17 protein-coding genes are annotated in these 16,879 nt (G+C 59.9%); 8 read left to right on the forward strand and 9 right to left on the reverse strand.

Going from position 1 to position 16,879, the window contains the following annotated elements:
• Positions 1-60: 60 nt before the first annotated feature.
• Positions 61-1,365, forward strand: coding sequence for a carboxylesterase family protein (locus PAF20_RS04315; RefSeq protein WP_271072507.1), 1,305 nt, complete (start codon positions 61-63; stop codon positions 1,363-1,365).
• Between the two features lie 55 nt (positions 1,366-1,420).
• Here PAF20_RS04315 and rplT read toward each other — a convergent pair whose 3' ends face one another.
• From rplT to pyk, 4 genes are all read right to left on the reverse strand, one after another.
• A complete protein-coding gene (rplT, locus tag PAF20_RS04320; protein ID WP_271072508.1) occupies positions 1,421-1,780 on the reverse strand; it encodes a 50S ribosomal protein L20 in 360 nt (119 codons plus the stop codon).
• 15 nt (positions 1,781-1,795) lie between these two features.
• A complete protein-coding gene (rpmI, locus tag PAF20_RS04325) occupies positions 1,796-1,996 on the reverse strand; it encodes a 50S ribosomal protein L35 (RefSeq protein ID WP_090524280.1) in 201 nt (66 codons plus the stop codon).
• Positions 1,997-2,106: 110 nt separating this feature from the next.
• On the reverse strand, positions 2,107-2,316 hold the full coding sequence (locus PAF20_RS04330) for a hypothetical protein (RefSeq protein ID WP_271072509.1): 210 nt from the start codon (positions 2,314-2,316) through the stop codon (positions 2,107-2,109).
• 32 nt (positions 2,317-2,348) lie between these two features.
• The gene (gene pyk, locus PAF20_RS04335) at positions 2,349-3,794 is read right to left on the reverse strand and encodes a pyruvate kinase (protein WP_271072510.1); all 1,446 of its coding nucleotides are present in this window, start codon (positions 3,792-3,794) and stop codon (positions 2,349-2,351) included.
• 104 nt (positions 3,795-3,898) lie between these two features.
• Here pyk and PAF20_RS04340 point away from each other — a divergent pair, with 104 nt between their 5' ends.
• The gene (locus PAF20_RS04340; protein WP_271072511.1) at positions 3,899-4,657 is read left to right on the forward strand and encodes an N-formylglutamate amidohydrolase; all 759 of its coding nucleotides are present in this window, start codon (positions 3,899-3,901) and stop codon (positions 4,655-4,657) included.
• Positions 4,658-4,660: 3 nt separating this feature from the next.
• Here PAF20_RS04340 and PAF20_RS04345 read toward each other — a convergent pair whose 3' ends face one another.
• Positions 4,661-5,320, reverse strand: a complete 660-nt coding sequence (locus tag PAF20_RS04345) for a glutathione S-transferase family protein (protein WP_271072512.1) — start codon at positions 5,318-5,320, stop codon at positions 4,661-4,663.
• A gap of 274 nt (positions 5,321-5,594) precedes the next feature.
• Positions 5,595-6,473: a prephenate dehydratase gene (locus tag PAF20_RS04350; protein WP_271072513.1), complete on the reverse strand. Its 879-nt coding sequence runs from the start codon at positions 6,471-6,473 to the stop codon at positions 5,595-5,597.
• 117 nt (positions 6,474-6,590) lie between these two features.
• On the opposite strand from PAF20_RS04350, the gene PAF20_RS04355 reads away from it, so the two are divergent.
• From PAF20_RS04355 to PAF20_RS04380, 6 genes are all read left to right on the forward strand, one after another.
• On the forward strand, positions 6,591-7,130 hold the full coding sequence (locus tag PAF20_RS04355) for a c-type cytochrome (protein ID WP_271072514.1): 540 nt from the start codon (positions 6,591-6,593) through the stop codon (positions 7,128-7,130).
• A 137-nt stretch (positions 7,131-7,267) separates the two neighbouring features.
• Positions 7,268-9,211: an extracellular solute-binding protein gene (locus PAF20_RS04360; protein WP_271072515.1), complete on the forward strand. Its 1,944-nt coding sequence runs from the start codon at positions 7,268-7,270 to the stop codon at positions 9,209-9,211.
• A gap of 48 nt (positions 9,212-9,259) precedes the next feature.
• The gene (locus PAF20_RS04365; RefSeq protein WP_271072516.1) at positions 9,260-10,393 is read left to right on the forward strand and encodes a microcin C ABC transporter permease YejB; all 1,134 of its coding nucleotides are present in this window, start codon (positions 9,260-9,262) and stop codon (positions 10,391-10,393) included.
• A complete protein-coding gene (locus PAF20_RS04370) occupies positions 10,393-11,499 on the forward strand; it encodes an ABC transporter permease (protein WP_271072517.1) in 1,107 nt (368 codons plus the stop codon). Before PAF20_RS04365 ends, PAF20_RS04370 begins: the two co-directional genes overlap by 1 nt.
• A complete protein-coding gene (locus PAF20_RS04375; RefSeq protein WP_271072518.1) occupies positions 11,496-13,262 on the forward strand; it encodes an ABC transporter ATP-binding protein in 1,767 nt (588 codons plus the stop codon). Before PAF20_RS04370 ends, PAF20_RS04375 begins: the two co-directional genes overlap by 4 nt.
• On the forward strand, positions 13,259-14,482 hold the full coding sequence (locus tag PAF20_RS04380) for a glycosyltransferase (protein ID WP_271072519.1): 1,224 nt from the start codon (positions 13,259-13,261) through the stop codon (positions 14,480-14,482). The genes PAF20_RS04375 and PAF20_RS04380 overlap by 4 nt, the downstream gene beginning before the upstream one ends.
• Here PAF20_RS04380 and PAF20_RS04385 read toward each other — a convergent pair.
• The 3 genes from PAF20_RS04385 to PAF20_RS04395 are packed head-to-tail and all read right to left on the reverse strand — an operon-like array spanning position 14,479 to position 16,786.
• Positions 14,479-15,786: a sensor histidine kinase gene (locus PAF20_RS04385; RefSeq protein WP_271072520.1), complete on the reverse strand. Its 1,308-nt coding sequence runs from the start codon at positions 15,784-15,786 to the stop codon at positions 14,479-14,481. The genes PAF20_RS04380 and PAF20_RS04385 overlap by 4 nt on opposite strands.
• Positions 15,783-16,457 carry a response regulator transcription factor gene (locus PAF20_RS04390; protein ID WP_271072521.1) on the reverse strand — a complete coding sequence of 225 codons (675 nt, stop codon included), beginning with the start codon at positions 16,455-16,457 and terminating at the stop codon, positions 15,783-15,785. Before PAF20_RS04390 ends, PAF20_RS04385 begins: the two co-directional genes overlap by 4 nt.
• Positions 16,457-16,786 carry a hypothetical protein gene (locus tag PAF20_RS04395; RefSeq protein WP_271072522.1) on the reverse strand — a complete coding sequence of 110 codons (330 nt, stop codon included), beginning with the start codon at positions 16,784-16,786 and terminating at the stop codon, positions 16,457-16,459. Before PAF20_RS04395 ends, PAF20_RS04390 begins: the two co-directional genes overlap by 1 nt.
• Positions 16,787-16,879: the final 93 nt, after the last annotated feature.

The raw sequence follows: 16,879 nt of genomic DNA on the forward strand, positions 1-16,879 counted from the left end.
TGGCATCGCTATCGAAGAAGAATTACGATTCGATAAACGCCAGAAATCCGAGGTCAGGTCATGCAGGTCCGAACCAAGTTGGCAGATGACAGTATAGAGTTGCGTGTTCCGGCCGGTCACGTCGTTGCCAATCTCGACGGGGGTCTGTTGCATGCGACCGGAATCCCCTATGCTTCGGCCGTGCGTTGGCAACGTCCTGTTGCACTGCCCGCGCGACGGATCGTGGCCAAGACGAAAGCCCGTGCCTGCCCGCAGCTTCCGGTTCCTCGCCTCGACGCCGCGCTGCCAGACGCCTTTCAGGGCCTGCAGTTTGATGAAAATTGTCTGGATCTGTCGATTACCGCGCCGGTCGGCGCTGACAAGCTGCCGGTGATCGTCTGGCTGCATGGTGGCAGCTACGAATCCGGTGCCGCCGATATGGCCATATTCAATCCGGATGCTCTGGTGGCCGAACAGAATGTCGTTTTCGTCTCTGTCAGCTATCGGCTTGGCCTGTTCGGCTGGCTGTCCGGCGATGGGCGTCCGGCCAATCTGGGTGGGTTGGATGTCATTGCGGCGCTGCGTTGGCTGGCCAAAAATATTGCCGGGTTTGGTGGTGATCCCGGGAATGTCACCTTGCTCGGCCAGTCCTCGGGCGGTGATCTTGCGGCGCGGTTGCTTCTGGCACCCGATGCGCAGGGTCTGTTTCACCGCGCCATTATCCAGAGCGCACCGCTGGCATTGCCTCTCGCCGCGCAGAGGTTGCAGAACGCGATGCGGAAGGCTGCGGGCGACCTGACACATGACATGTCCGTTGCCACGCTGCTGGAACATCAGCAGAGGGTTCGCAAGGCTGTTCGCCTGCGCGGTCTGGCGGGGCAGATGCCATTCGGCCCGGAGTTCGGCGCAGAACCCTTCCCCGCCGTTCATGAATTGAGGGATACGCAGGTGGCAGCGGCACAACGGATTCCGATCATGATCGGGCATGTTCAGGATGAGGCCGCGCTGTTTGTGCCGCCCTCGCACAGCTTTGTAGGACGCTTGGCTGACGCTGCCCGGCGCCTGCTGGTGGCTTCGTTGACGTCACGCCTGTATGGTGCGCCGGGGCGCGAATTCGCGTGGAGGCACATCGCGGCAGGGGGGCAGGCGCAGCGCTTCGTCATCGAATGGGAAGGTGGTGCGTTCGGGAAGGCACACCTGCTGGACCTGCCGCTACTGTTCCCGGGCCCGGAGTGGGTCGGTACACCGTTGCTGCCTGCGAATATGAGCTTGGATGAATTAACCGAAGCGGGCAGACCGCTGCGGGCGCTATGGGCGGGCTTTGCCCGCGACGGGCAAGCCGGAAAAGACGTGCCCGGCATCGTGCGCTTCGCACCGCAGGGCTGAGACGAAAAAAAGCCCGCGGCGTAGCGCGGGCTTTTCATCAGAAGTTTGGCGTTGTTCAGGCGGCTGCCTTCGCCTTTTCCACGATCGCACCGAATGCTTCGGGCTCGTGAACGGCCAGATCAGCCAGAACCTTACGGTCAACCTCAATACCTGCTTTGGTCAGGGCATTGATGAAGCGCGAATAGGTCATATCGGCGTCAATCGCGCGGACAGCGGCGTTGATGCGCTGAATCCACAATGCGCGGAAGTTGCGCTTGCGGTTCTTGCGGTCGCGGGTGGCGTATTGGTTCGCCTTGTCCACTGCCTGCGTGGCGGTGCGGAAGTTGCGCGAACGGTTGCCGTAGTAACCCTTGGCCTGCTCCAGAACCTTTTTGTGGCGGGCGTGGGTAACCTTGCCGGATTTAACTCGTGCCATGTGTCAGTCCTCGGATCAGCGGTTATAGGGCATGTATTTCTTGACGATCTTGGCATCCGCGTCACACAGGACGGTGGTGCCGCGCGCATCGCGAATGAATTTCGTCGTGCGCTTGATCATCCCGTGGCGCTTGCCGGCCTGAGCCGACTTCACCTTGCCCGAGGCAGTCATCGAGAACCGCTTTTTGGCGGCTGCTTTGGTCTTCATCTTCGGCATTTTACTCTCCTTGTCAGAGGTTTACGCACGACTCGGCAATGCCATATCGGCCGGCCGCGCGGGATTGAAGGCGCCCCTATACGAAGGGATGAGGGTAAATGCAAGCCGATTCAGTTGAAAAGCCGATCCCACGCCGCACCAAGCTGGGCCGCGCCAACGCTTCCCGGTTCGCGCCATGCAGCGAATCCCAGCACGACAAGCCCCGCGACCAAAAGTATCGCAGCGGTGCGGGGCGCCTGCGTCCGCAGAAGGTCGACGACAGCGGCGAGAACGGACAACAAGCAAAGGCCGCTGCCGAGAAGAAGAAAAATATCAGTCATTTAACTGTCCCGCGTTGGTGTTGCGGAACGGCTTATTCCGTCTCGGACCGGAAAATCAAGCTTTCATCGCAGGGTGCAACGCGTAGAATGTTCGTCGTGCCTGCCGTATTGAAGGGCACACCCGCCGTCACCACGATCTGCTGATTTTCAGCCGCAAAGCGGAATTCACGCGCCGCCTTTGCCGCGACGATCACGGCCTGACGGAAACGTTCCAGAGGCTGAGTCGCGACGCAATGGGTGCCCCAAGTCAGGCACAGGCGGCGCAGGACACGCGGGATCGGCGACATCGCAATGATCGGTGTACGAGGCCGTTCCCGCGCGACAAGGCTGACCGTTGTACCAGATTGCGTATGTGCGCAGATGGCCTGAATGTCGGTCGTCTCGGCGATTTCACGCGCGGCAGCGACGATCCCGTCTGCTACGGTCGTGCGATCTGCCTTGCGCGATGCCTCGATCACCTCGCGATAGGTGGGGTCGCTTTCGACGGAACGGGCGACGTGATCCATCGTCGTAACCGCCTCAATCGGGTACTGCCCGGCCGCTGATTCCGCCGACAGCATGACCGCATCGGCACCTTCATAGATGGCATTTGCAACGTCCGATACCTCGGCCCGCGTCGGCATCGGGCTTTCGATCATCGATTCGAGCATTTGTGTCGCCACGATCACGGGCTTTGCCGCAGCCCGGCAGCCACGAACCAGACGTTTCTGGATCGGCGGCACGGATTCGACCGGCAATTCGACGCCAAGGTCGCCGCGTGCCACCATGATCCCGTCAGACACGGCAAGGATTTGCTGAAACGCGCGAACCGCCGCGGGTTTCTCGATCTTGGCCAGAACTGCGGCGCGGTCCTTTGCAAGTTCGCGCGCCTCCAGCATATCCTCGGGACGTTGCACAAAAGACAGCGCCAGCCAGTCGACACCCAGCTGACAGGCGAATTCCAGGTCGTCGCGATCCTTTTCGGACAACGCAGCCAGCGGCAAGACGACATCGGGGACGTTCACGCCCTTGCGGTTAGAAATCGTCCCGCCGACTGTCACAGTGCAATTCGCAAAATCCGGGCCGCATTCTTCGACGCGCAGGCGGATCTTGCCGTCATTCACCAGCAGGCCCGAGCCAACTTCCAGGGCCGCAAAAATCTCGGGATGGGGAAGCTGCGCACGAGTCGAATCGCCGGGTGTCTCATCCAGATCGAAGCGGAAGGCCTGCCCGTCGGTCAGTTCTGCCGATTCGTCCTTGAAGGTCCCGACACGCAGTTTTGGTCCCTGAAGGTCGGCAAGAATCGCGATCGGCCGGCCCGTATCGGCCTCTATCTTTCTGATGACGTCATAGCGTGCGCGATGATCGTCATGGGTGCCGTGGCTCATATTCAGGCGGAAAACATCGGCTCCGGCTTCGAACAGGGCGCGGATGGTGTCGTAATCGGATGACGCCGGTCCCAGCGTTGCCACGATCTTGATGTTACGGTGGCGTCTCATGTGGGTCTCCCTCTGGCGCGATCTGCGAATGTTTCCGCTATCATGGCCGAAAGCGGCGGCGTCGACAACTGGCAGAGCATGAAGATTTGACGTATGGGGCGCGTATGAATGATGACAGTCCTATCCGACACGAGGCCTTCTGGACCGAGGGCGAGGATCGCGGCAGCCGCTGGCTGATCACCTGCGACCATGCGACCAATCGCGTTCCCGACTGGGTTGGCGGTGGCGATCTGGGAATCGCTACGGATGATATGCAGCGCCATATTGCCTATGATGTCGGGGCCGCCAATGTATCCAGAAAGCTGGGTGCGCTGATCGGGGCACCGGTCGTGGGTTCGGATTTCTCGCGTCTCGTGATCGACCCCAACCGCGGAGAGGATGATCCGACGCTGCTGATGCGCCTGTATGACGGCACCGTTATCCCTGCCAATCGCGCCGCAGACGCGGCAGAGCGTGAGCAGCGACTGGATAAGCTGCATCGCCCTTATCACGACGCTCTGGAACGGCTGGCGGCCATGCGAAGTGACCGGGCAATCTGCGCCATACACAGCTTTACGCCGCAGTTGCGCGGTCGTGCGTCCCGTCCGTGGGTGGTGGGTGTTCTTTATTCGCATCATGACGAGCGTCTTGCACCACTTCTGATAGAGCGTTGTCGCCGGAATGGCTGGGTGACGGGCGACAATCAGCCGTATTCAGGTCATCTGGACGGAGATTCGGTTGACCGGCACGCGCTGAAGCAGGGGCGCCCGAATGTTCTGATAGAGGTTCGCAACGATCTGATCCGTGACGAAGCGGGGCAGGCCGAATGGGCGGAAAAACTGGCCAGCGTGCTGGATGGTCTGCTGGAAGAGGCCGGCATCTAGGCACTAATCCCGGTCGGGTGCGCCCAGCGGAAAATAGCTGCGGAAGGGTCGCGCCTCATCAATCGCCCGTGCGAAGGATGGCCGGGCAAGAAGGCGGTCGCGATAGGCGCGCAGATTGCGGCAATCCTGCGGTATCTCATGCGTCCAGTCGGCATAGAACAGCGACGGCCCAGCTGCGCAATCGGCCATCGTGAAACTATCACCGAGCGCCCATTTAAGCCCGTCCAGCTTTTGCTCCAGCCAGGCATAGGCACGGTTCAATTTATCAATCGCGACCTCAAGACCCGGCTCCTTTTGAACACCATTCAGCCCAAGCGCGCCATCTACGGCCCATTGCATGGCATTCATGACATGCTGATCGAAGAAGCGGTCCATGAATCGCACCTGCAGCGCCAAATCGGGATCATCGGGGATAAACCTCACCTGACCGGGATGATTCATATCGAGATATTCGATAATGATGCTCGTCTCCGCGACCGTTGTGTTCCCATCGACAAGCAGAGGAAATTTGCGGATTGGCCAGCGATCAGCCCATTCGGCGGTATTTTCCGGCTGATCCGGTGCAATCATCCGGAACTCGAACGAAATATCGTTCTCATACAATGCGATCAGTACCTTCTGCGTATAGGAAGAAAACGGATGGCCATAAACGATAAGGGTCATATCATGCTGCTCCGGTTGCGGCCGCTCCACGCTGCGCCAGTTCGAATGGTCGCGCAACTGTTGTAGAGCTTTGGGCCCGACGGATTTCTTCAGGGCTGATCGAATCCGTTTCGGGGGATTTGCTGGCATGCGCTCAGCAAACGGTAATATTGTTCAGCACCCGGACAGCAGTTTTGCGGTGTTTGTCGCATGGGATCTCGGTTGCGACAGATATCCCTGGTGGATTTGCGTATAGCAGGGATAGACAGCGATTTAGACTTGACCGTGCCGGGCTTTACTGATCGCGCTGACGAAGCTGTTCGGCGCGAAGGGGGTCTGCGGGATACACGCCGAGGATATTCGTCATTGACGTGAAATAGCGCAGCTCATCCAGTGCCAGCCGGACATTGTCGTCTTCCGGGTGCCCCTCGATATCGGCGTAGAACTGGGTTGCTGTGAAAACGCCGTCGACCATATAGCTTTCCAGCTTCGTCATGTTGACGCCATTGGTCGCGAATCCGCCCATTGCCTTGTAGAGTGCCGCCGGAATGTTGCGCACGCGGAAAACGAAGCTGGTCATCATGCCCTGTTCGCCGTTGCGGTTCGGGCGGCGCGCATAGTCGGGCTCGCGTGCCATGATCAGGAAGCGCGTGGTGTTGTTCTGCCGGTCCTCGATTTCGTCTGCCAGCCGGTTGAGGCCATAGATTTCGCCTGCCAGCGGTGCGGCGAGTGCGGCAATGTGACGCTGCCGCTGTTCAGAGACGACCTTAGCCGAACCGGCGGTATCAGCCCCCGTCATACCGCGGATATTGTTGTCGCGCAGAAAACGGCGGCACTGGCCCAGCAGGACCGTATGGCTCATTGCATCGGTGATTTCGTTCAGCGCCACGCCGGGCAGCGCCAGCAGAGAGATGTGAACGCGCACAAAGGCTTCATCAATGATGTGCAGACCGGATTCGGGCAACAGGTGGTGGATATCTGCGACGCGGCCATAGGTCGAATTTTCCACCGGCAGCATGGCCAGATCGGCCTGACCAGAGCGCACGGCCTCTATCACATCCTCGAAGGTGCGGCAGGGCAATGCCTCCAGATCGGGGCGGGCGTCGCGGCAGGCCTGATGGCTGTAGGCACCGGGCTCTCCCTGAAAGGCGATGAGATTCGCTGGGCTGGTCATTTCCGTCACATGCAATTGACTTACCGGGTCTTTGGGCGTGAACTATACCTTGAACAGGGGGAAAGAAAGCGGATAGATACCGCGAGAATTTTGAACACTACCTAGTGGGGCCGGCAAATGTTCAACACGATGACCACAACAAAAACCGCAGCAGCACTGATCGGGTCTCTGCTGACGATGCTTTTGCTGTTCTGGGCCGGCAGCGCGCTGTTCCATGTCGGACCCGCCGAAGGTTCCCACGGGGATGAGCCGGTCGCGCAGGCCTATTCCATTCCGGTCGAATCCTCTGGCGGTGGTGAGGTCGAAGCCGAAGAAGAACAGATCGACTTCGCGGCCCTGATGGAAGCCGCGGATCCCGCCAGCGGTGAGAAGGTCTTTGGCAAATGCCGCGCATGTCACAAGGTTGACGGCAGCGATGGCACCGGCCCGCATCTGAACGGCGTTGTCGGTCGCGCGGTGGCAGGTGCCGATGGCTTCAGCTATTCCGATGCGATGGTTGCCCATGCGGGCGAGGCACCGGAATGGACGCCGGAAGCCTTGCAGGAGTTCCTGGCCGATCCGAAAGGTGTCGTGCCGCAGACCAAGATGGTCTTTGCCGGGCTGCCCAAGCCGCAGGATCGCGCCGATCTGGTGGCTTACCTGCAATCCACGCAGTAACCGCCGTCAGGGACGACATTTTCAGCGCCCGGATTGTGTCTCCGGGCGCTTTTCTTATGGTTGATCACGAAATCGCGGATTGATCCGGGCATGGCGCGTGCCTTAGCGTTGTTGCGACAACTTTGCGAAGGATCGCCATGAACCGGAACGTTCGTTTTGCCGCGCTGCTGCTGCCGCTTGCCTTCCTTGCCGGACCGTTGACCGCGCAGGAAAGCCAGGCGCCCGCAACCGAAACTGCCGATGCGGCAACCGCTGCCGATAATGTCCCTGCCGGGCGCGCGGCAGAGGGTGAAACCACCATCGCCCACGGCATCGGCATTTTCGGCCCGCCGGAACTCGCCGCTGATTTCGAGCATCTGCCTTATGTAAATCCCGATGCGCCGAAAGGCGGTGAAATTTCAATGGCGATGCCGGGCGGGTTCGACAGCTATAACCCGTTTACCGTGCGCGGTCGGCCGGACATCCTGTCTTCGATCATGCTGGAACCGCTGATGACCGGTACGATGGATGAGGTCGGCACCGCTTATTGCCTGATCTGCGAGACCATCGAATATCCCGAAAGCCGCGACTGGGTGATCTTTCATCTGCGGCCCGAGGCAAAGTTCTCTGACGGCACGCCCGTCACCGCCGAAGATGTGATGTTTTCTTATGAGACATTCCGCGACAAGGGCCTGTCATCCTTCCGGGCGGTTCTGGCGCAATCGACCAAAGGCGCAGAAATTATCGACGATCATACGATCCGTTTCGATTTCATGCCGGATTATCCGCGCCGCGATGTGATTCAGTCAGCGGGCGGGCTGACCATTCTGTCAAAGAAGGATTTCGAAGAGAACGACCGCGATCTGGCGGCATCCAGCGACAAGCCCTATCTCGGCAGCGGTCCTTATGTGTTTGAGCGGGCGGATATCGGGCGGACTTCGGTTTATAAGCGTAATCCGGACTATTGGGGCAGCGATCTGCCGATCAATATCGGGCGGAACAATTTCGATACGGTTCGGGCCGAATATTTCGCAGACAGCGAAGCCGCGTTTGAGGCGTTCAAGGCCGGGGAATATACCATCCGGCACGAAAACTCGTCGATCCAATGGGCGACAGGTTACAATTTCCCGGCGCTGAACAACGGGCATGTCATCAAGACCACCGTTACCAATCAGAACAAGGCGCCTGCGCAGGGTTTCTTCATCAACATGCGTCGAGAGAAGTTTCAGGACCCGCGCGTGCGGCAGGCGATCGGGCTGCTGTTCAACTTCAAATGGTCGAACGATGCTTTGTTCTACGGGCTTTATACCCGCACGGAATCCTTCTGGGACAACACAGACCTGAAGGCCACCGGCACGCCAAGCGAGGCTGAACTGGCCTTGCTGGAGCCGCTGGCCGCTGACCTGCCCGAAGGTGTCCTGACGGAAGAGGCCGTGGTTCCGCCCGAAGGCAGCGACCGCCAGCTTGATCGGCGCAGTCTGCGGCAGGCGGCGGCATTGCTGGACGAAGCCGGTTGGGTTGCGGGCAGCGACGGGATGCGGCGCAACGCCAACGGTGATTTGCTGAGCGTCGAGTTTATGAATGACAACCAGACATTTGACCGTATTATCAACCCGCTCATTGAAAATCTTCGTGCAGTTGGGGTCGATGCCACGATGGCGCGGGTGGACGGGACAGAACACGAAACCCGGCGATATGAGTTCGACTATGACATCATCATTGGCCATGCGCCGACCGCCCAGATCGCGGGTGACGGCCTTTATCAGGTCTTTGGGTCGCAGGGGGTGGATGACGTGTTCAACCCCTCTGGCGTGACCAGCCCGGCCATTGACAGCCTGATCCGCACCGCGATTTCGGCTGACAATTACGAAGAGATGGCAGTGGCGACCCGCGCGCTCGACCGGGTGGTGCGGGCGATGTATCCGTGGATTCCCAACTGGTATAACCCCAAGCAGTTTCTGGCCTATTACGATCAGTATGAATGGCCCGATCCGCTGCCGCCCTATCTGTCGGAATCGCTCAGTTCGCCTTGGTATCTTGATATCGCGTGGTATAACGCTGAAAAGGCGGAACAGCTGAAACGGGCCGGGGCATTGCGCTAACCGGTCGGGAACGAGCAGGCAGAGACCTGACGAAAAGAAGGGCAGGGCATGGCAGCCTATATCTTACGGCGTCTGCTGCTGGTCATACCGACGCTGATCGGGATCATGCTGGTGAACTTCGCCCTGATCCAGTTCGTGCCGGGTGGCCCGATCCAGCAGGTGATCGCCCGCGTGCAGGGCGAAGGCAATACGATGGCCGAGGTCTCCGGCGGTGGCGGAGAGGGCGGTATTCAGTATGCGGGCGCTCAGGGCCTGCCGCCAGAGCTGATCTCGGAATTGGAATTGCAGATGGGGTTTGCCGAAATCGTCTGCGAACCGGGATTTGAGGGCGAGCCGAGCCTGTCCGCCGAAGAATGCAGCAAAGAACCAATCGGCACCGTCCGCCGTTTCGGCATCATGCTGGGCAATTATCTGCGCTTCGATTTCGGGGAAAGCTGGTTCCGGTCGAACTCGGTGACGACGGAAATCGCGCGGACCCTGCCGGTGTCGATCACGCTGGGGCTGTGGACGACGCTTCTTGCCTATCTGGTGTCGATCCCGCTGGGAATCCGCAAGGCCGTGCGCAATGGCACGCCCTTTGACACATGGACATCGGGGATGATCGTCGTGGCCTATGCCATCCCGTCCTTCCTGTTCGCGGTTCTGCTGATGACGCTGTTTGCGGGCGGTACCTATTGGCGGATATTTCCGCTTCGGGGGCTGACCAGCCCGGATTTTGAATCGCTGTCGCTGTTCGGGCAGATCAAGGATTATCTGTGGCATATCACCCTGCCTGTGATCTCTATGGCGATTTCGGGCTTTGCGACGCTGACCCTGCTGACCAAGAACAGCTTTCTGGATGAGATCAACAAGCAATATGTCATGACCGCCCGCGCCAAGGGCCTGACCGAGCGGCGCGTTCTGTATGGCCATGTTTTCCGCAATGCCATGCTGATCATCATCGCCGGGCTGCCGGGGATGCTTCTGGCCATCCTGTTCGGCTCTTCGATCCTGATCGAAACGATCTTCTCTCTTGACGGTCTTGGCCGGTTGGGTTTTGAGGCCGTGGTGCAGCGCGATTATCCGCTGGTGTTCGGAACGCTTTATATCTTTGGCCTGCTGGGTCTGCTGATCGGCATCCTGTCGGACCTGATGTATGTGCTGGTCGATCCGCGCATCGACTTTGAGAAGAGGGCGGGCTGATGGCGATGTCAGAACTCAATCGTCGCCGCTGGCGCAATTTCCGCAACAACAAGAGGGCCTTCTGGTCGCTCATCATCTTCACAATCCTGTTCGGCCTGTCGCTTTGTGCCGAGCTGATTGCAAATAATAAGCCTCTGGTCGTGAACTATCGCGGTGATCTTTATTACCCGGTTTTCAATTTCTATCCCGAAACCACATTCGGCGGCGATTTCCAGACAGAGGCGCTGTACAGGCTGCCCGATACGCAATGCCTGATCATCTCGGGCGGGCGTGAGGAATGCTGGGATGAGGATCCCGAGGCCTATATCGCATCTGTGAAGGATGGCAGCGCCGGGGTGCCCGAGGCCGAGCAGGGCTGGATGGTCTGGCCGATCATTCCCTTCCATTACCGCGATACCGATCAGGTCGGCCAAGCGCCGAGCGCGCCGGACAGCCGCCACTGGCTGGGCACGGATGCGACGACGCGCGATGTGCTGTCGCGCACGATCTATGGCTTCCGCACCTCGGTCGTGTTCACGCTGGTGGTGACGGCGGTGGCGTCGGTCATCGGGATCGCGATGGGCGCGATACAGGGCTATTTCGGCGGCCGGACGGATATTCTGCTGCAACGCCTGCTGGAGATATGGCAGAACACGCCCGTCCTTTACGTCATCATCATCATGTTTGCCGTCTTCGGGCGAAGTTTCTGGCTGCTTGTGATCATCATGATCGTCTTTGGCTGGCCAGCTTTGGTCGGTGTGGTCCGGGCCGAATTCCTGCGGGCGCGGAATTTCGAATATGTCCGCGCCGCGCGGGCGCTTGGTGTGGGTGATCGCAAGATCATGTTCCGGCATATCCTGCCCAACGCAATGGTGGCGACGCTGACCATGCTGCCTTTCATCGTGACCGGCACGGTTTCGACGTTGGCGGCACTGGATTATCTTGGCTATGGCCTGCCAAGTTCGGCCCCCAGCCTTGGGGAACTGGCCCTTGTCGGCAAACAGAACCTCCAGGCACCTTGGCTTGCCTTTACCGCCTTCTTTACATTCGCCATCATGCTGTCGCTTCTGGTCTTCATCTTCGAAGGCGTGCGCGATGCCTTCGACCCCCGGAAGACCTTCAAATGAGCAGCCGCGATCAGGACAAGAACGACCCGGTCCTGCCGGTAGAGGCGTTGGCCCCGGCCCCCGGTCTGGGGCCTGCGCCTGTTGACGATCATCAGCACGAGGGCCAGGGCGACACCTTGGCAGAGCCTGACGCGGCAGCCCATGTCACGCATCCCGCCACCTTGCCTGATGAGATCGTGCTGGATGTGCGCAAGCTGAAGGTCAGCTTCAGTCAGGACGGGCAGATCATCCCAGCCGTGCGTGGTGTCAGTTTCCAGATCGGCCGGGGCGAAACGGTGGCGCTCGTCGGGGAATCCGGTTCGGGCAAGTCCGTGACCGCGCTTTCGACCGTGCAGCTTCTGGGTGATGCCGCGAATTTGGACGGTGCCATTAGCTATGAGGGAGAGGAGCTGCTGGGTGCCAGCCCCGCCAAGCTGCGCGATATTCGCGGCAACGATATCAGCTTCATCTTTCAGGAGCCGATGACCTCGCTGAACCCGCTGCACACGCTGGAAAAGCAGCTTTCAGAAAGTATCGCGCTGCATCAGGGCCTGAAGGGTGCTGCGGTGCGCGAACGGATTCTGGAACTGTTGAACCGTGTGGGTATCCGTGATCCCGACACCCGTCTTGCGGATTATCCCCACCAGCTTTCCGGCGGTCAGCGGCAGCGGGTCATGATCGCGATGGCACTGGCGAACCGGCCGGAATTGCTGATCGCGGATGAGCCGACGACCGCGCTTGATGTGACCATTCAGGCTCAGATCCTTGATTTGCTGGCAGAGCTTAAGCGCGAAGAGGGCCTGTCGATGCTGTTCATCAGCCATGACCTTGGTCTGGTGCGGCGCATCGCGGATCGGGTCTGCGTGATGAAAGACGGTGAGATCGTCGAGCAGGGGCCGGTCGAGGGGATCTTTTCCGATCCGCGGCATCCCTATACCAGGACGCTGCTGGCGGCAGAGCCGACCGGCAGGGCAGCTGCTGTTGCTGAAGATGCACCAGTTCTGGTTGCGACCGATGATCTGAAGGTCTGGTTTCCGATCCAACGCGGTCTATTGCGTCGCACAGTCGGCCATGTGAAGGCTGTGAACGGGGCGACCCTGTCGGTGCGGCAGGGTGAGACATTGGGGATTGTGGGCGAATCCGGATCGGGCAAGACGACGCTGGCGCTTGCGATCATGCGGCTGATCGAAAGCGATGGGCCGATCCTGTATGAAGGTCAGGATATCTCGAAATGGGGCTCGCGGCAGTTGCGTGACCTGCGTCGCGATATGCAGATCGTCTTTCAGGATCCTTACGGCAGCCTGTCCCCGCGCATGACCGTCGAACAGATCATTGCCGAGGGTCTGGGTGTGCACGGCGTCGAAAAAGGTCGCAACCGGCGCGAGATGGTGGCCGAGATCATGGCCGAGGTCGGCTTGCCGCCCGAAACCATGCACCGCTATCCGCATGAGTTCTCTGGCGGGCAGCGTCAACGCATCGCCATCGCGCGTGCCATGATCCTTCGGCCAAAGGTGGTCGTGCTGGACGAACCGACATCGGCACTGGATATGACCGTTCAGGTCCAGATCGTGGAATTGCTGCGCAAGCTGCAACGTGACCACGGGCTTGCCTATCTGTTCATCAGCCATGATCTGCGGGTTGTACGCGCCATGTCGCATAAGATCATGGTTATGCGTGCGGGTGAGGTCGTAGAGCAGGGGTTGGTCGAACAGATTTTCGACTCACCAGAAACCGACTATACGCGGGATCTTATGGATGCCGCTTTCCGGGACTATCGAAAATGAAAATACTCTTTGTCCACCAGAATTTTCCGGGTCAGTTCTTGCATCTGGCACCTGCTCTTGCGGCACGTGGGCACGACGTAACGGCATTGACAGATCAGAAAAATGATCGTCCCAGCAATGTCCGCGTCCTGAAATACAAGACGCCCGATGAGGTCACCTGCTCTCAACCATTTGCGAAAGCATATGCCGAACATGTCGAGCGCGGCTATATGGCAGCGCGTGGTGCTCGTGCGTTGCGGGACCGGCACGGCTATGTGCCCGATGTGATATTCGGTCATTCCGGCTGGGGTGAAACATTGTTTCTCAGGGAAATCTGGCCGGATGCAAAGCTTCTGGTATATGCGGAGCTGATCTACCGAACGCGCGGCCATGACATCGGCTTCGACCCGGAAGCGACGGGCAACCTGGACTGGTCGCGCTTCAATACGGTCGCTCGCACTGGCCATCTTGCGATGGGTATTCTGCAGTGTGATGCGGCCTTGTCGCCTACTCGCTATCAGGCGGAAAGTTTTCCGGCAGAGCTTCAATCAAAGATCACCACCGTTCATGACGGTATCGATACTGATCTGATGCGCCCTGACGCCGAGGCCAGCTTTACCCTGCCGAATGGCAACGTGCTGAAAGCGGGTGATGAGGTGCTGACCTATGTTTCGCGCTCGCTTGAGCCTTACCGGGGTTTCCACGTTCTGATGCGCGCGCTGCCAGATGTCATGGCGGCGCGGCCCAACGCTCAGGTCGTGATGATCGGCGGGGATGGTACCAGCTATGGCGGCAAGCCGCGCGATGCAAAGACCTGGAAGGCAAAATTGCTGGCGGAAACAGAGGGACGGCTGGATCTTGAACGTATCCATTTCCTTGGTCGCGTGAAGTACCATGATTACCGCCGGGTGCTACAGGTCGGACGGGTGCATTGCTACCTGACCTATCCCTTCGTGTTGAGTTGGTCGCTGACAGAGGCGATGTCTGCGGGTGCATATATCGTTGGCTCAGACACGGCGCCGGTGCAGGAGTTGATCCGGGATGGGCAGAATGGCAGGCTGGTCGATTTCTTCGATCAGAAGGCGCTGTCCGCCGCATTGATCCGGGGGCTGGAGGGCGATCCGGAGGCCGAGCGTATAAGAGCCGCCGCGCGTCAGACGATCACTGATGGCTATGATCTGAAACGCCACAGCCTGCCGCGCCTGATCGACTGGGTGGAAAGCTTTGGGCCGCAGGACTAGTCCGGCAGCGTGACCGTTGCGGATAAGCCGCGCAGTTGCTCGTCTCTGCCAAGTTTCAGCCCGCCACCATTCAAGGCCGCAAGATCGGCGATAATTGCAAGGCCCAGACCGGCACCCGGGCCGCGTTCATCCAGTCGGGTGCCGCGTGACAACGCACGACTGAAATCCGCGTCGGCCATACCGGGGCCGTCATCGGCGATGGTCAGGTAAACCTGCCCTTCCTGCCGTGCAGTCCTGACCGAGATCCGGCTGTTGGCCCATTTCGTGGCATTTTCCAGCAGATTTCCGAGAATTTCCTGAGCGTCCTCATGCTCAATCGGGAGGGTTGGGGTGGCGATATCGCGCAAGACTTCAATGCCTCGATCCTGCAGTGGACGGTTCAGCACCAGCAGAATATCGTCAATCACCGGGGTGATATGTGTCACCTGGCCCAACACGCGCCGACCGCCCGCGCTGCGTGCCCGCTTCAGGTGCCACGCGATCTGACGATCCATCCGTGCGATGACCGCCTGACCCGGATCGTCGGGTGGCAGATCACCTTGCAGCGCCATCAGCGGTGTTTTCAGTGAATGGGCCAGATTGCCGATCTGTTCGCGGGTGCGGGCAAGCTGATCTCTGTTCTGCGTCAGCAGCGCGTTCATCTCTTCGGCGATGGGTTGCAGTTCCGCGACATCAGGGGGGCGCAGCGTGGCTGTCTGGCCTTCGCGGACAGCACGCAGATTGCGACCCATAAGCCGCAGAGATGACAGGCCAGCCGTCACCTGAACCACAACACCTACCGCCAGACCGATCCCCAGCACAGCAAGGGTCAGCGCCAGCGGACGGCGGACGGCTGCCAGAGCCGCATCGATCTCTGCCTGTGGTGCTGTCACGGTGACGCGCAAATCCTCGTCGCTGCCCGGAACGGTGAAAGCGCGGGTTGCCGCGCGCAGCATGGCCCCATCCGGTCCCAATGTCTGCGCCCCCGATGCATCAGCGGCAGGCACAGGCAGTTCAGATTCATAGAGCGAGTCCGAAGTGATAAAGACACTGCCATCCGCAGATACCTGCCAATACCACCCTGACAGAGGCTGACTGAATCGTGGATCGGTTGGACTGTCCACCAGTTGCGCCAACCCTGAGGAATCCGCGCCCGTTCCGACCATCAACGCGTCGGAAACCGCCGCAAGTTCGGCATCGAAACGTGTAGAGACGAAGCGTTCGAGCACATTGCCGATGATCAGATAGGCCGCGAGAAGTGCAGCGCTCAGCCAAAGCGCTGACAGCCATAGCAGGCGGCCCCGGATGGATTTCCAGCCGATCACGCCTGCGTCGCCGTCTGATCGTTCAGCAGATAGCCTTCGCCCCGGCGGGTTTCGATCACGCCGTCTCCGACTTTTTTGCGCAGTCGGCCGATGACGACCTCGATGGACTTGAAGTCGCGGTCGGCATTGGCGTCATACAGATGTTCGGCCAGCTCGGTGCGCGACACGACGCGGCGCTTGTGGTGGATCAGGTAGGCCAGGATGCGCAGCTCGAACGCGGTCAGTTTCAGCGGCACACCGTCGCGGGTCACGACGCCAAGCTGCGAATCAAGCGTCAGCGAACCGGCCCGGATCACTGACTGGGCGTGACCCGCCGCGCGGCGCACCAAGGTCTGGGCGCGTATCACCACCTCGTCCAGACGAAAGGGTTTGACGGCGTAATCATCGGCACCGGCGCGGAACCCCGCCACCTTGTCCGCCCATTCGCCGCGCGCGGTCAGGATCAGCACCGGCATGGAAATTCCGGCTGCGCGCCAGCTTTCCAGCACCTCTATCCCCGGCATTCCGGGAAGACCCAGATCGAGGACAGCGACATCGTATGTTTCGGTCGCGCCCAGAAACTCGCCTTCCTCGCCATCGGTCGCGCAATCGGTCACGAAGCCCGCATCGTTCAGCGCCGACGATAGTTGTGACGAAAGTGTGGGGTCGTCCTCAACAATAAGGCAGCGCATCAGTCGTCCTTGTGATTCTTGTTCATCGGCACCCGTGCCGCGTTCAGTCCCCTGCCGCGCACATCCAGAATACGACCCGTTTCGCCGTCCAGCCGAATGATGATAATATTGCCCTGTTTCGACAGCAGGACGAGTTCCTGAATGCTGTCGCTTCCCAGGGCGAATTCGTAGGGGGCGGGCGAATCGACTCGCGCGGCCAGCAACCGGCCCTGAAAGCGTTCGCCGACTATTTTCACGACCTCGTGAAGGGGCAAAAGCTCTGGCGGCTTCGCCGGGGCGCACAGCGCAGCGATGGGAATCAGCAGTAAAATAAGGGCTGCACGGATCATGATCCCAGAATAATGCGTTAGAAGTAAACGGAAACCAAATGCTTCATTGGCGAAAGGTTCGCAATAGGGCGGCTAGGCAGGGCTCATCCGGGG

This window comes from Paracoccus albus (assembly GCF_027913035.1).
Lineage (GTDB): Bacteria > Pseudomonadota > Alphaproteobacteria > Rhodobacterales > Rhodobacteraceae > Paracoccus > Paracoccus albus.

What these genes read in the sequence shown, in the direction of transcription:
- pyk (WP_271072510.1), bottom strand. Translation starts at nt 3,794, where the DNA reads ATGAGACGCCACCGTAACATCAAGATCGTGGCAACGCTGGGACCGGCG.
- PAF20_RS04365 (WP_271072516.1), top strand. Translation starts at nt 9,260, where the DNA reads ATGGCAGCCTATATCTTACGGCGTCTGCTGCTGGTCATACCGACGCTG.
- PAF20_RS04380 (WP_271072519.1), top strand. Translation starts at nt 13,259, where the DNA reads ATGAAAATACTCTTTGTCCACCAGAATTTTCCGGGTCAGTTCTTGCAT.
- PAF20_RS04315 (WP_271072507.1), top strand. Translation starts at nt 61, where the DNA reads ATGCAGGTCCGAACCAAGTTGGCAGATGACAGTATAGAGTTGCGTGTT.
- PAF20_RS04395 (WP_271072522.1), bottom strand. Translation starts at nt 16,786, where the DNA reads ATGATCCGTGCAGCCCTTATTTTACTGCTGATTCCCATCGCTGCGCTG.
- PAF20_RS04350 (WP_271072513.1), bottom strand. Translation starts at nt 6,473, where the DNA reads ATGACCAGCCCAGCGAATCTCATCGCCTTTCAGGGAGAGCCCGGTGCC.
- PAF20_RS04375 (WP_271072518.1), top strand. Translation starts at nt 11,496, where the DNA reads ATGAGCAGCCGCGATCAGGACAAGAACGACCCGGTCCTGCCGGTAGAG.
- rpmI (WP_090524280.1), bottom strand. Translation starts at nt 1,996, where the DNA reads ATGCCGAAGATGAAGACCAAAGCAGCCGCCAAAAAGCGGTTCTCGATG.
- PAF20_RS04355 (WP_271072514.1), top strand. Translation starts at nt 6,591, where the DNA reads ATGTTCAACACGATGACCACAACAAAAACCGCAGCAGCACTGATCGGG.
- PAF20_RS04330 (WP_271072509.1), bottom strand. Translation starts at nt 2,316, where the DNA reads ATGACTGATATTTTTCTTCTTCTCGGCAGCGGCCTTTGCTTGTTGTCC.
- rplT (WP_271072508.1), bottom strand. Translation starts at nt 1,780, where the DNA reads ATGGCACGAGTTAAATCCGGCAAGGTTACCCACGCCCGCCACAAAAAG.
- PAF20_RS04370 (WP_271072517.1), top strand. Translation starts at nt 10,393, where the DNA reads ATGGCGATGTCAGAACTCAATCGTCGCCGCTGGCGCAATTTCCGCAAC.
- PAF20_RS04340 (WP_271072511.1), top strand. Translation starts at nt 3,899, where the DNA reads ATGAATGATGACAGTCCTATCCGACACGAGGCCTTCTGGACCGAGGGC.
- PAF20_RS04360 (WP_271072515.1), top strand. Translation starts at nt 7,268, where the DNA reads ATGAACCGGAACGTTCGTTTTGCCGCGCTGCTGCTGCCGCTTGCCTTC.
- PAF20_RS04390 (WP_271072521.1), bottom strand. Translation starts at nt 16,457, where the DNA reads ATGCGCTGCCTTATTGTTGAGGACGACCCCACACTTTCGTCACAACTA.
- PAF20_RS04345 (WP_271072512.1), bottom strand. Translation starts at nt 5,320, where the DNA reads ATGACCCTTATCGTTTATGGCCATCCGTTTTCTTCCTATACGCAGAAG.